Source organism: Chitinophaga dinghuensis (assembly GCF_003259435.1).
Taxonomy (GTDB): Bacteria; Bacteroidota; Bacteroidia; order Chitinophagales; family Chitinophagaceae; genus Chitinophaga; species Chitinophaga dinghuensis.
Genome location: NZ_QLMA01000009.1, coordinates 268,920 through 283,358 on the forward strand (window position 1 = coordinate 268,920; position 14,439 = coordinate 283,358).

A 14,439-nucleotide genomic window follows, 5' to 3' on the forward strand; every position below is an offset into this window, starting at 1 on the left:
AAGAGATACAGGAACTTATAATTAATACGTATAAAAAAACAAAAATGAATTTCATTTATAAATTTGATACGATCATCAAACATCATTCTAATTTCCTGTATGAAAGATTGCAGGAACCCAAATCGGAAAAGGAAATATTAAAAATCCTTGATGATTTGGGAATAAAAGATAGTCTAGCAAGGACACAACTGGTAGAATTATATAGCTGGAAGGATGGAGTTGCGTATGACACAACAGAATATACTAACCTATATAACTTTACAGGAAGAGGAGTATTATTACCGCTTAGCTTTGTTCAGGATCTCTATAACTTAAATGGGAATGGGAGTTGGGAAGTTGGTACTATTCCAATTTTCGGAAACTATAAAGGAGATTATCTGTTTTATGATACTAATTCCAAGAGTATCAACTATAATATGATATTATTATATTCAAAAAGTTCGTTATCCATATCGCCAATGATGACATTTTATGATTCGATTGAATCAATGTTTCATACAAATATTGAATGTTTTAAAAGTGGTGCATTTCAATACATTGATGGAAAAGGACTCATTGTAGATGTAGAAAAAATGTTTGATATTAGTAGACAACTAAACCCTAAGTCGCAATACTGGCAATAACTTTTAGAAGTTCTGGGCCAAGTGAATTGGAGTTGTAAGGTCGTGTTGATAACTATAGGTATGGGGTTAATGACAGGAGAATCAGATGACATCAATGGAGTAGGAAATAGTTTTACGGCATAGGTCTAAAAGTATGATCCATGGATTAAACGAAGATGGAATTTGGATCTCCGTTCTGATATCTGCAAGAGTCCATATAGTTGCTTTGCAAATAATCCAGTCATGTCATCTGATGTGAAAGGAGATATTCCTATGGATTATTCTAGGATTTTTATAAGACAAAGGGGGAGGGATTTTTTAGCAAACTTTCGGGGAAATAAAAAGTATGGTAATCCATACCGAAGGCTTCATTATGAAAAATCCTTAAATTTATATTTGGCAAGCATTGTATCGATAATCCGGTACACTGTTTGCCTATCTTCATGTTTGACCTTTTGTATTAAACGTTGCTTCTCAGCAATACATTTATCTTCAACCCTGACCTCACTAAGACTTTACTTTCCAGGTGTATTAGTTCGTCAGGTCATATAAAACTGTTGCGCAATCTTCACTAAAGCACTAATTGCATTCAATCGGGCGGAATAAGGTTTTATTCCTCCCGTTTAAACTCTTTATATATTTTTGGTAAGATGTTTTTTTCGAAGAGGTTTCTATATTTCCTTTTTTGCCAATAACCCATATCAGGTGCTAAATCCATAGATGTGCCCCATTTTGTTGCGGATGTTAGGGACAGATCAATGTCTTTGTCATAGGGTGAAGGGTAGCTAATAATTGTACATTTGAAGACATATCGTTCGTGTTCTTGACTAAGAACGAAATAGAATATATTACCGTTGTTGTTGCCATACATTGAAGTATCATTTTTTATTAAATCTGGATATTTTTGATATACCCTATTAATAGCTGCACTTAATGTGTCTGGGTTGGCATTTGCGAAGGAATATTTTTGGATGTTACCAATTACTCCTCCACAAGAGCCAAGTATAACAATTAGAAAAATGATTAAATAGTGTGATTTCTTTTTCATAGTGTATTATAAATGGGAATTTGATAATTTTAAAACCTGTATGGCACGTTTCAGAAGCATTTAATGTTTAAAACGAATGCTATATTTGATGATGATTTGACGACCCTTCTAGTAAAAAAAACTAACAAATTCAATACCAAAACAGTAATGGAGAATCCCCTACTAATTGCCATACATAAGGTATCCATGGGTGTAATGGCTACTATTCAATTTCCTACAGGAAAGGTCCCTAAAATTGGCGACATAGTAATATTAGAAGGAATTTCCTACAAAATCGCAGGAGTGGTGTTTTCGGTGAATCCAATTACACAGGGAGATAGACTGGACAACAACATTCATGATTGCAGAATAGAGAAATTATAGAGAATGTAAAGAGAAGATCAACTCGATCTTCTCTTACTCCGTCTGAAACCCATACATCTTATAAATCCTCTTCCCTTCAGCCGATTGAATAAATTTTATGAAATCCTTTGCTGCAGCCGGATGTGGCGCTTTTTTCAGTTGCCCAATCATGTAAGTAGCGCGGATATTCTCTTTCTCAGGGATAACCACTTCTTCTACCGGATGTCCTAACATTTTTTGATAATAGACTTCAGAAGACCAGACCGGGGCTACATCGCTTTGTTGATATAGGATGCGCATCGGGCTCTCGCGGTGATGAATACGTGTCAGATAGGTGGTACTGTCTTTTGTTTTGGCTTGCATTATTGCTTGCTGTAACACCTCCCCTCCTGCCTTTTGATAGGCAGTTTCTATTTGTCGGCCGATGCCTTCCCATGCAGGATTAGGCATACTTATGCGGATACCTGACTGACGCAGATCAGTAAGCCCCTGAATGTTTTTCGGATTGCCTTTATAAACCATCAGACTCAACTGATTATAGGCGTAGGGCGCGGTGTACGACATATATGGCGTCATTTCTGTCATGCGGGTTTTGCCCGCTGCATATACATCCGGTTGCGTGGTGATATGCAGGTTCCCCATTGTAAGGCTTCCTTTTTTAATCTGTTCCGCCAAAATGCCTGGTGGTAAGGTTTCTACGAAGATGCGCTGGTATTTCGGATAGGCTTTTTTGAAAGCTGCCAGCAGCGAATCCAGGCACATAAACTGATTGCCTGCGAAGAAGATGACCAGCTGAGGATCGGTGATATCGCCGTAGAGGTCGGGAACGTTATCCACACCGGGAACCGTGAAGTTAACACCTGCTGCGGGCGGTTGATTCCAGGGCGGATCATATTGGTAGTTTTGCTGCGCAGACACGGTTCCGGCCAGCAGCAACATGATTCCTGCGAAGAGTATCTTTTTCATATTTGATGATTGATTACGGTTTAACAATACTCCATCCTGCTGCGGCTCTGATCACCAGTTCTCCATTGGCAGAAGGTACATAAGCGATGAAATCGTACAGTTGATCTTTGTCTATTTTCCTTTCCCGTAGCGTGTTCTCACACTCTGCTACGATAACGCCTCTGTTGATAAGCGCTATCAGCTTTTCTTCGAATCCGGATGTTTTGAGATAGGCATCAGCCCCTTTGGAGAAGGCGATGAGTTCCACCTGTATTTTTCCTTTCAGCCTGGGATCATCCAGTAGGTTATTGATATTGCGAATCGCTTTTTCGATTCTTTCCGGAGCATTGGTATCCAACTGATAGATGGCTTTATAGCTTTTTGCAGTAGCAACAGCGCCATGGAAGGATTTGTTTTGAGATAGTTTGTCTTGTGCCTGGGAGACGCCTGTCGTCAGGCAATAAAGTGCTAATAGGCTAATCAGTTTTTTCATGGCGTATTATTTTGCGGAGAAATTATATGGACCATATTGGTGTTGGTGCTGGGAGATCTGATCTGCGTAAGGAGGATACGGACTATCCTTGGGCTTTTTGGTTAAATCAGGATAATCTTTCTCCTTGTTGCTTTTTACGGGTCTTGGCTGACTGTTGATGTAAGCGGCAACGTCGAGGGCTTCCTCATCGGTGAGTAGTGGGTTTTCGGCGGTTGCGCCGAAAGGCATATTGCCTTTAATGAAAGCAGCGGCGGTGAGGAGTCGTGCCATGCCTGCGCCATCGTTATAGCTATGAGGGCCCCAGAGCGGTGGATACGTGTAGCCGTTAGGGTTGTCTCCAGGCTGTCCCTGCCCCTCTTTACCATGGCAGCTGGCACATTTGGCGATGTAAACTGTTTGACCTTGTTGCGGACTAGCGGCTCGGGGAAGATGAGCGATCCGGGTGAAGCCGCGGCCCCGCAGTGTATCACCGAGTATAGTGCCTTTACTGATGTGTTTGATGTAAGTCACGATGGCACGCATCTCCCGAGATTCCACACTAATGCTACTACCATTCATACTGCGTTCAAAACAACCATTGATTCTTTCTTCCAGCGTTTCAATTTTATCTTCACGACCGATATAGGTAGGGAATTTATCTGTCAGGCCAATATATGGCGCAGCAAAGGGTTTGGTGCCTGCCTGTAAATGACAGTTGGTACATGCCAGTTTATTACCTGTGATTTTCATTTTTGTATCGGGCCCCAACAATGCTGCGGTGCTGGTGATCAATTGTTCGCCATAGGCCGCCAGTTCTCCTTCTGGACTGTTATCGGAGAGGTGGTTCTGCACGTGTGCTGCATCGGCACTTTTTATTTCCGCATTAGGAATTTGCCGTTGATGATTATATGTCCAGTATATTCCACCGCAAAGCATCAGTACCATCAGGGAAAGAATAATACAATAAGTTACCAATCTGTTGATACGTGGAATTGGGTCATTTTCAAAGTTCTTACTATCGCGTTCAGTATTCATGATCTCAAAAGTAATATGGTCTTTTGTAGAAAGTAAATTACAATGGTTTATGTATCATAACTAAAAGTTATTAAGGCTATAATATAGTTCTTTGGGGCCATATCATATGTTTTTATTACATGGTTGGTAATTTGAGTTTTCAACTATCGAATAAAAATAGCAGGAACATGATATGATTATTTCTTGCAGGAATATTGTCGTTATGTTTAAAATTACGTTTGATGAATTTTTTATTTTGCTGTTAGAATGCTTGTGGTGGCGAATTGTACCGTTTGATTTATACAGAACTATAGTGCTACTATTGTTGTATTTTTAATTTATATTTTGAAAATTAAATTGAATGGTTACTTTTGTAAGCTATCAATAATTAGCACTTGTCGAAAGTTTGTTGTCGTTAACCCTTAGTTAGATTGTTATTCTATATATCCTGTGAGATCATTAAAGTTAATACTACTATGCCTATTTTTTACATTGGAAGCGGTTGCCCAAGTGAAGCAACTACCTAATAAAAATTTCGCAACAGATACGATTGGAATTTCTCTACTGAGTGGTTGTAAATCATCCATTATTATACCTGTTGAATTATATAATGGTCCTTTGGGAGATACGCGTCTGCCAACGATTAGAGAGCGTTTTCCGAGAGCGGCAGCTCCGCTGAAATCTAATCCTTTCCTGAAAATACACGGAAATGTTTCCTATGATGGATTTTATCAATCCAACACGGATACGCCGTATCTGGAAAAGGATATTCAACAACATACGCTTTCCACTAATCTTGATATCACCGTAAAAGATCAATATCCTTTGAGGGTAGCATTCAGTACCAGTAAAGGTAATTCGATGCTGTTCAGAAATCTGACAGGTATAAATCTGCGATATACGAATCGTGATTTTAAACAAATGTTGCTGGATAAAGCCAAAGGGTGGGAAGCTGGAAAGCTAAAGCAGCTAAAAGAATTAGATAGCTTACAGACAATGTTGAACACGAAGTGGAGTCAGCTTGAGAAATTAAAAAACTGGTTTAATTCTCCACAACAAGTACAGCGACTAATTGAAGCGAAAGAACATGATTACAATCTGCGTTTCAAAAAGGCAGTAACCGATATTTCAAAACTGGAAAGGCCTGATTTCTCTAAGCCGACAGTTAATATGCCTTCCTGGAAGAAAGAGGTAGATCTGGACTCAGACAGCGCAGTCGCCAAGTTAAGAAATGAATTTGCCAGAAAGCAGCAGGAGCTTGATTCTATGAAGTTGGTGTACGATGGACTGGAGAAGTTTTATAACAAGAAGAAGCTGGCTTATGGTAATAAGAAAACAAAGCTGTTGGATGTAATTCATAATAGCAAGTCTGATGAAGAGTTGATCAGTTCACTGGAAAGCATGAATCTTCCTGACTCTGTATTACCAAAAGGGTATAAAACATTACTGGCATTGAAATCTGTCGGGATTGGCAGAACAATGGTAGACTATAGTGAACTGACCGCCAAGAATATTAGTATTACTGGTGTGCAGGCGGAGTTTAATCCTTCCTGGTACTTTGCTTTTGCAACAGGTGCGGTGGATTATCGTTTCAGAGATTATGTTGTCAATGCTAACCGCGCCAAGCAGTATTTGAATATAGTTCGTGTTGGCACTGGACTGAAAGAAGGCAATAATATTATTCTCTCCTTCTACACTGGGAAAAAGCAGGTGTATAATTTTAATACTGGTGCTAATGGCGGGAATGTAGAAACGCCTGATTATAAGATCATGGGCGTATCCCTGGAAGGACGTTGGCAGATAAACCGTAATCACTATATCACAGGCGAGGTGGCGAAGTCTTCTACCCCTTATTATGCAAGAGTGGCAGAGCATCAGAGCCTGGGAAGCAGCATGGTTCAGTTTAACAATCATTCGAATGAAGCCTTTGCTGTGACTGCGTTTAGTTATATCCCTCAGACGGCTACCAGGATAACGGGTATGTACAAACTGATGGGGGCCGACTTTCAATCATTCAGCCTTTATACGCCAGGAACGCAGCAGGTGGCCTGGCAGTTAAAAGCGGAGCAGCCATTTTTTAAGAAGCAGTTGACCGTGGTGGCCGCAATAAAGCGGAATGCCTATAATAACTTTTTTGATAGTACGAATTACAGTAGTTCAACCATCTTTAAAAGTATACAGGCGACCTTCCGAAGAAGGCACTGGCCAGTGGTGTCGGTGGGGTATTTCCCATCCAGTCAGTTGATGAAGATGAGTGATGACAAGTTTATTGAGAACATGTTCTATACCATGATGGGAACGGTGAGCCATAACTATACGGCTGGCGCCATTGGAATGAATACTATGATTACTGCTACTCGTTTTTACAATCGTCAGGTGGATAGCAGTTTTGTCTATTTCAACAGTACCAACTTACAGTTAACACAGACCCTTTTTGTGAAGAAGTTTACGTTAACTGGAGGGGCAAATATGTCTTCGAATCAGGATTATGCCTTATATGGAACAGATGGGAATGTGCAGTATCAAGTAACCCGATGGTTAGAAGTTGGAGGTGGCTTGAAGTATAATTACCAAACAGTATTCAGGAACGAGCAAACTGGTTATTCCGGGAATATTCGGTTGAATGTTCCGAAGATCGGCGAGTTTGGATTGATGGCGGATAAAGGGTTTGTTCCTGGAGTGAATCGTCAACTGGTGCCTAACAAAACAGGCAGATTAACCTATACCAAGATATTTTAATTACAAGATATGAAGAGGACCCTATACCTCCTATGGATGCTAATGGCATTTCGTGTGCAAGCGCAGGTAACTATGACTCCACAGCTTCCATCAGGAGGCGTATTGTTAAAGGCACAGCTATGGAATGTGGTGCTGGTTTCCGGCTCACAGGTTCCAGTTGGAGCAAGAGTAGCAGTTCGATTAATGGATGCTACTACGAATCAACCTGTGCTTACAGGTATCAGTAATGAAATTATGCTCACCAGAGGGGCGCGGCAATTGCAGGCAAGCGACCTTGGACCTATTCAGTATGAGTACCTGAGTACGAGTATTGACAGGAGTCCGACAGCTTTGTTGCCTGCGGGTAATTACCTGGCATGTTATAGTCTGAGTCTTTCTGACAATAAGCAACAACAACAATTTGGAGATGATTGTATTCCTTTTGTGGTGGAGCCCGTGAGTCCGCCCTTACTGAATATGCCCTCCAATGAGAGTTTGCTGGAGGAACGTTATCCACAGTTTACCTGGTTGCCGCCGGTGCCAGCCAGTATGTTTAGTGATCTTAACTATGATATGGTGATCACGCGTGTTCGGGAGGGGCAGTCGCCGCAAGAGGCAGTGCAACAGAATATTCCTGTTTACAGAGGAACTTATTTGAAGAACATGTTTGTTAATTATCCACCTGCGGCTGCGCCTTTGGATACGGGCGTTACTTATGCCTGGACGGTAACTGCCCGTAATGGGAAGTTATTTGCAGCGCAGACAGAAGTATGGACTTTTCGTATGAAGAATAATGTAGTGCGTCCGGAGGACAATAACGATGCTTTTGTTCGTTTGAGAATGGAGCTGGATGCGGCCATGGTGCATGTAAGTGGAACATTGAAAGTGGCCTATGTAAATATGAGTGGAGAAAAAGAAGTAAGATATGAATTGTTGTCGCTGAAGAATAATAAAGTGATAGATGAAGGCAAGCTGCCCGTAGTTCCCGGAGAGAATTATCTGGTAGCGCCATTGAAGAAGCGGATGCAGGATGGAGAGATTTATTTATTCAGGATAGAGAATTCCCGTGGAGAGCACTGGCAGATTAAATTAACCTATTCAGCAGCGAAGTAAAACTGGACTGTTACCTATACCAAATTAGTGTAAAATGATTTTGTCTTTTATTGATAGAAGAAGGAAGATAGTTGCTTCCCTGATGTTATCCCTTATATATTTTGAAATAATTGTTCCGGCATATGCATTGGGTGGCGGAGGCCGGAAGTCCTTCTCTGTATCGGTGGGGAATAATAAGTCGATTGTAAGTGCCCCATTGTTCAATGAGGGTACGGTTAGTAAGGCGCCGGAAGAAAGTAAGTCTGCCGCGGCAGTTGCTCCCAAATCAATGGATTTCGGAGGGCCTACGCAGCCGGAATCTCAGACTTTCCGCTCTGTGACGAACGATAATATGGTGGATTTATTTACGGGTGATTTCAAGTATACGATCCCGTTAGTGGACGTGGGGGGGTATCCGTTGGCGTTGGGCTATAACAGTGGCATATCCATGGATCAGGAAGCCAGTTGGGTAGGCCTTGGATGGACTTTAAATCCGGGAGCTATTACCCGAAATTTGAGAGGTATACCAGATGATTTTAATGGAAAGGATACCATCAGCAAAACATTAAATATCAAAGAGAATAAGACAATCGGGGCTACTGCTACTGCAGGAATAAAGTTGAGTGGCTTCCCTATTAAAGCCAGCTTGAACCTTGGCTTGTTCTATAATAATTACAGGGGATGGGGTATGGAATCTGGCGCCAGTGTTGGGTTGAATGCAGCATCCAAAGGATTTGGCACGCTTACAGCCGGTTTATCTGTCTCTAATAATACCCATGATGGTATTTCGTTAAATCCTTCCCTGGAGCTGGAAACCTACAAGAAAGACCTCAATGAAAAAGGAGGTTATACAGGACATATATCTGTTGGACTTAGTTACAATACTCGTTCTGGTTTGAAGTCGCTGCAATATTCAGCGGGGATAAGACAGTATATCGCTGGTGTTGCTAACAGAACAGTTGCTGGGACGGATGCACAGGGCAGACCGGTTTCCATGCTGAAGCAGGTGCCTTATCATGGTCAATTAGAGAAGGCCACGCTTTCCAGCAGTATCTCTTTTGTTTCTCCTACCTTTTCGCCTGGTGTAAGCGCTCCATTTACTACAGAAGCTTATAATGGCCGGTTTGGGTTTGGTGGTATTGCATTTTCCATCTTTGGGTATGCAGGTATCAGTGGATATGTTACGCGTCAGTTCCTGGCAAAAGCAGACCAGTATAAGGCTATTCCTGCCTATGGTTACTTAAATATGCATCAGATAGATAAGGGTCGTAATGGCTTAATGGATTATGGTAGAGAGCGGGATATACCTGTGAAGGAAGACAACAGAAATATTGCCCTGCCTTATTACTCTTATGATGTGTTTTCTATCAGCGGTGAAGGTAGTGGCGGTATGTTCAGGGCGCATCGTGGTGATGTTGGCTTTGTATCAGACCATCCATTGAAAACAAAATCCATTGCTATCGGTGGTGGACTTGAGTTTGGATTTGGACAATTGTTTACAGTGGGGGTGGATTTTAACCGCAGTGTTCCAACTACGGCAACAGGCCCGTGGATGGGAACTGGTATGGCTTCCAAATTTGACTTCCAGCAAGGGGATGAATATTCTGCATTCGAGCCTTCTTACTTTATAAATGCCGGAGAAATGGGAGCTGCAGATCCGGATTACCTGGAATCAATAGGAGGTACAGATCTGGTGTATGGAGATAAAACCGGGGCGCTGAATGTTTATCGTGGAGGAAGAGTAGTTAATAAACTGGATGGTGTGGATGGAAAGAAGTATAACCGGGAAAAGAGAACGCAGACCATTACTTACCTCACTGCTGATGAAGCCTCTACGGCGGGTGTATCGAAGTTCATCGAAAACTATCCGGTGAATAGCTTTCCCGTAGGTAGTTGTGGAAATACCATTCCTGATGGTCTGGAATCAGAGCTAGGTTATACCGGAGAGATCTATGATTTGACCAGTTCTAACTGGCTATTGGATAAAAGATACTTTTTGAGAACTGTTAACTTTCAGAATATCCAGTTTAATAATATCAAAGAGCTATTAACAAAAAATCCTGAATTAGGAACACCAGTTATTAATACTTCGCCTGTTAGAAAAGACAATACCTTTTTTGCGGTAAGATTCAAGACCCGCATGAGAGTGTCTGAAGACGGTACTTATAAATGCTCCCTGCAGTATAACGATATGTGCAGGTTTTATATCAATGGTGTCAAGAAAGCTGAAGACTGGCAAGATAATGCCAATGCAAAGCGGGAATTCACGGTTAATCTGGAAGGGAATAAATTTTATGATGTCGTAATTGAATACGGTAATACTTGGGAAGACGGATATTTGAGGCAAGCATGGACTAAAGATGGACAGCCTGTAGAGCCGACCTTTTTCGTACCGCCTCCAGCAGATTCCCTGCTTACCGCCTCCGGCATTAGCGTGGAAAAAAGAGTGAACAATTTCCGTAAACAACACCATATATCAGAAATTGATGTGCTGAATAACTCGGGAGAACGATATATATACGGACTGCCTGTATATAACCTGTTCGAAAAGGAATATACCTTCTCTCTGAATCACGACGAATCCGCGAAGAAATCTGGTGAAGCACCTTTTGTATTTGGAGTAGACAATACTCCGGATAATAAGAACGGTAACGACAACTATTTCAATATGCAGGAAACGCCCGCTTATGCACATTCCTTCTTATTGACAGGTATTATTTCACCGGATTATGTGGATGTTACCGGAGATGGTATTTCAGATGACGATCTTGGGACGGCAGTGAAATTCAACTATTCTAAAACTGCCGGTGGAAAGTATGGTTTTAAATGGAGAACGCCCTACAACGATAAAGTAGGATATAATGATGGGCTGGTGAGCGATTTCAGAGATGACAAGGGAAGTTATGTTTATGGAGAAAAGGAACTCTGGTATCTCAATTCCATTGTATCCAAAACAATGATAGCCACTTTCACCGTTGGAGACAGAGAAGACCTGCTGCCTATCAATGAAAGAGGTATACTGGAGAATAATCAGCAGACAAAGTACCTGAAGGAAATTAACCTGTATTCTAAATCAGCCTATATGAAGGCGATGAAAGATGGCGTTACTCCTACTCCTGTAAAGACGGTACATTTTGACTACAGTTATGAACTCTGTAAAGGAGTAGCTGGCGATCCTTCAAAGGGCAAGCTGACGCTGAAAGACGTTTGGTTCTCTTATAATGGTAACCAGAGCAAAAATCTGGCAAGGGCAAAACAGAATGGTTATTTCTTCTACTATAATAAGCTTAACCCGGATTATAATCATCAGTCCTCCGATCGTTGGGGCAATTACAAGAATCCGTTGGATAACCCCATGTCTTCCGGAAATGATTTGATAACAAATGCGGAATATCCATATGCGTTACAGGACAGTGCTATTATGGCTAAAAATGTGGCTGCATGGACGCTTGATTCTATCAAACTGCCTTCAGGCGGTCGGATGAAAGTGAATTTTGAAAGTGATGATTATGGGTTCGTGCAGAATAAGCGTTCTGCCAGCATGATCCAGATTGCCGGACTTAGTAAAGAAGCTCCTGACAGTAAGGAAAAGCTGACCAATAATTTATATACCAATGGAGGTACTTCTTTTGAGGATTATCTGTATGTGTCTTTTGCCGCACCACAACGGGTGTCATCTAAAATGGACGTATATGAAAAATACCTGAAGGAGTTGCATGATACTATCTACTTCCGATTGAATGTGGCTATGCCAAAGGATCTGAATGGCTATGGTAATGAGACGGTAGCATGTTATGGATTTCTGGATACCACCAATATTGGCGTCTTCGAAAATGGGAAATATTTCTATCTGAAATTGCGTCCGGTTCATTTGGATGGCGATGAAGGCAGTCGTTTTAGTCCACTGGCTAATGCTGCCATTCAGTTTATGAAAAACAATTTACAGTCGAAGACATATCCTGGCTCAGAGGTGGGAACAGGTCTTACTGGAGAGGCAGCCATTAAAATGTTTTATCAACTGGCGGCCAACATCGTATCTGAATTTTCTGGAGTGGAACGTTCTGCGCGTATCCGAGGAAGTGCCAGAGACCTGGATTTAAAGCGCTCCTATGCGAGATTATGCGTACCAGACTATAAAAAGTATGGTGGTGGTATCAGGGTGAAGAATATCCTGATTTATGACAACTGGAATGAAATGACCAAACAGAAGGAATCTGTTTATGGTACTGAATACAAATATACCATGACGAATAGTGATGGTACCGAAATTAGCAGTGGTGTTGCTTCCTATGAACCATTACTGGGTGGTGAAGAGAACCCTTGGAGAACGCCGATTGTCTACAAGGAAAAAGTTGGAAAAATGGTACCAGAAGTCACTAGTTATGTAGAGACGCCATTGGGTGAATCTTTATTCCCATCTCCGCTTGTAGGTTACAGAAAGGTTACAGTAAGATCTATCCATTCCGGTAAGCATATCAGATCTGCGAATGGTTATACGGAGAACTGTTTCTATACAGCATATGATTTTCCTGTCATTGCCACATTTGTAGAGCTGGATGGCGCTACAAGAGAACGTTATAAACCAAGCAATATAGGCAACTGGTTAAAGTTCAATGCGCAATATCATCTCACTATTTCTCAGGGATTCAAGGTAGAGTTGAACGACATGCATGGTAAAATCCGTAGTGTTGAAACCTACGCAGAAGGTAGTGATAAACCTATCTCCTCACAGACAACTTATTACCATGTAGACGACCAGAATATGGAGTCGAAACACCTGAGTAACAAGGTGACTACTGTTTCAGCAAATGGTGAAATCAATGATAATGCGCAATGTGGACTGGATGTAGAAATCATGAATGACCTGCGTCAGCAGATATCCCGTACTACATCCCTTTCTGTTAGTGGCGGAACGATTGGTGTATTGTTCGGATGGGTGGTTTCCTGGCCTTATATAGTGCCTATTCCGCAAAGTGAAGAAGCCATCTTTAGATCTGAAGCTACTACCAAACTTATTAACAGGAAAGGTATTGTAGATAGTGTGGTGGCTATTGAGAAAGGTAGCAGAGTGGTTACAAAAAATCTACTCTACGATGAGGAGACAGGAGGCGTATTATTAACAGCCATACAGAATGAGTTTGATGATCCTGTATATACCTTCAATATACCTTCTCATTGGGTATATAATGGTATGGGACCTGCTTATAAAAATGTTGGGCGCCAGTTTGGTGGATGGCAGATGATTAAGGGAGTACCTACTGTCTTTCCATATCCGCAAGATCAGAAGTTCAGTTTGACATCTGGAGATGAGATTATCTACTATTCCAGAAAGAACATTGGAGATATTGCATACTGTACCCCGTTGTATGCTGATTTTCCAAGTGTCAATAAAGGATATGTCATAGATATCAATCGTACCAATACCGAAAATCAAAGACTCATTTTTATTAGTGCAGACGGACAACCCATAACAGGTAATGTCTCATTTAAAGTTATCCGCTCTGGCAGAAGAAATATTTTCACCAATGTGGGAACAATTGTAATGAAAAAATCACCACTGGTATTTGAAGACGGGCAGTATAACCTTATCCTGGATGAAAGTAGGGATATCTTGAATGCCTCGGCTATAGAGTTCAGTGAAGACTGGAAAATTAATGATATACAGAAATCCCTTTTACGTTGTGTGTTAAAATAATGATCCTATGAAAATCTTTTTTAAATATATCCTGGGATTATTGATCCCTATGCTGATGGCAAGTGTAAATGAATTGAGTGCGCAAATAAAGGTTCCTGATACTAAGCTGTTGGGGACCTGGGAACTGGTCCAGGTCTCTTATGAAGCTTACCATATGCAACTGGGTACCTTACTAAAAAGTAAAACTATAACTGGTAAGGATATGAAGGCTATACCTGGTGGCGGTTTAATAGAACAGCTTGAGTTTCTGTCTGACTTTTGTATGGTGAAATTTCACCTGAGTATGGATAGATGGAAGTATAGTTGTCCGGAGAATGGTCGTTTGCTGATACAAACCTATCCTGTCAATAAAGAAGCGAAGCAATCACAGGAACCCTTATTTGAAGGACCCTATGCACTACTTCCTGGAGATACATTGGCGCTGGGGAGTATGACAAACAATTATATGGATCCCCGTGACGGCGTGCCGATGAAAATTGTTTATCAGTGTAAGTTCAAGAAGAAGTAATTC

10 protein-coding genes are annotated in these 14,439 nt (G+C 41.3%); 6 read left to right on the plus strand and 4 right to left on the minus strand.

Annotated features, from left to right (window positions below):
- The first annotated feature begins 44 nt into the window (after positions 1-44).
- On the plus strand, positions 45-623 hold the full coding sequence (locus CLV59_RS24750) for an SMI1/KNR4 family protein (protein WP_111594783.1): 579 nt from the start codon (positions 45-47) through the stop codon (positions 621-623).
- A gap of 589 nt (positions 624-1,212) precedes the next feature.
- Here the strand turns inward: CLV59_RS24750 and CLV59_RS24760 are convergent.
- On the minus strand, positions 1,213-1,650 hold the full coding sequence (locus CLV59_RS24760; protein ID WP_111594784.1) for a hypothetical protein: 438 nt from the start codon (positions 1,648-1,650) through the stop codon (positions 1,213-1,215).
- A 147-nt stretch (positions 1,651-1,797) separates the two neighbouring features.
- Here CLV59_RS24760 and CLV59_RS24765 point away from each other — a divergent pair, with 147 nt between their 5' ends.
- A complete protein-coding gene (locus CLV59_RS24765) occupies positions 1,798-2,013 on the plus strand; it encodes a hypothetical protein (protein WP_146616305.1) in 216 nt (71 codons plus the stop codon).
- A 33-nt stretch (positions 2,014-2,046) separates the two neighbouring features.
- Here the strand turns inward: CLV59_RS24765 and CLV59_RS24770 are convergent, their stop codons facing one another.
- Genes CLV59_RS24770 through CLV59_RS24780 form a run of 3 tightly spaced genes read right to left on the minus strand, consistent with a single transcriptional unit; the run spans position 2,047 to position 4,444 of the window.
- Positions 2,047-2,958 (minus strand): molybdate ABC transporter substrate-binding protein, encoded by a 912-nt coding sequence (locus CLV59_RS24770; RefSeq protein WP_111594786.1) that lies wholly within the window; start codon positions 2,956-2,958, stop codon positions 2,047-2,049.
- A 13-nt stretch (positions 2,959-2,971) separates the two neighbouring features.
- Positions 2,972-3,430, minus strand: a complete 459-nt coding sequence (locus CLV59_RS24775; RefSeq protein WP_111594787.1) for a DsrE family protein — start codon at positions 3,428-3,430, stop codon at positions 2,972-2,974.
- 6 nt (positions 3,431-3,436) lie between these two features.
- Positions 3,437-4,444: a c-type cytochrome gene (locus CLV59_RS24780; RefSeq protein ID WP_111594788.1), complete on the minus strand. Its 1,008-nt coding sequence runs from the start codon at positions 4,442-4,444 to the stop codon at positions 3,437-3,439.
- Positions 4,445-4,933: 489 nt separating this feature from the next.
- On the opposite strand from CLV59_RS24780, the gene CLV59_RS24785 reads away from it, so the two are divergent.
- Genes CLV59_RS24785 through CLV59_RS24800 form a run of 4 tightly spaced genes read left to right on the plus strand, consistent with a single transcriptional unit; the run spans position 4,934 to position 14,436 of the window.
- Entirely contained in the window at positions 4,934-7,162 is a 2,229-nt protein-coding gene (locus CLV59_RS24785) for a hypothetical protein (protein WP_146616306.1), read from the plus strand.
- A gap of 9 nt (positions 7,163-7,171) precedes the next feature.
- Positions 7,172-8,254, plus strand: a complete 1,083-nt coding sequence (locus tag CLV59_RS24790) for a hypothetical protein (protein ID WP_146616307.1) — start codon at positions 7,172-7,174, stop codon at positions 8,252-8,254.
- Between the two features lie 34 nt (positions 8,255-8,288).
- A complete protein-coding gene (locus CLV59_RS24795) occupies positions 8,289-13,928 on the plus strand; it encodes a PA14 domain-containing protein (protein WP_111594791.1) in 5,640 nt (1,879 codons plus the stop codon).
- Positions 13,929-13,935: 7 nt separating this feature from the next.
- The gene (locus CLV59_RS24800; RefSeq protein WP_111594792.1) at positions 13,936-14,436 is read left to right on the plus strand and encodes a hypothetical protein; all 501 of its coding nucleotides are present in this window, start codon (positions 13,936-13,938) and stop codon (positions 14,434-14,436) included.
- The last annotated feature ends 3 nt before the right edge of the window (positions 14,437-14,439 follow it).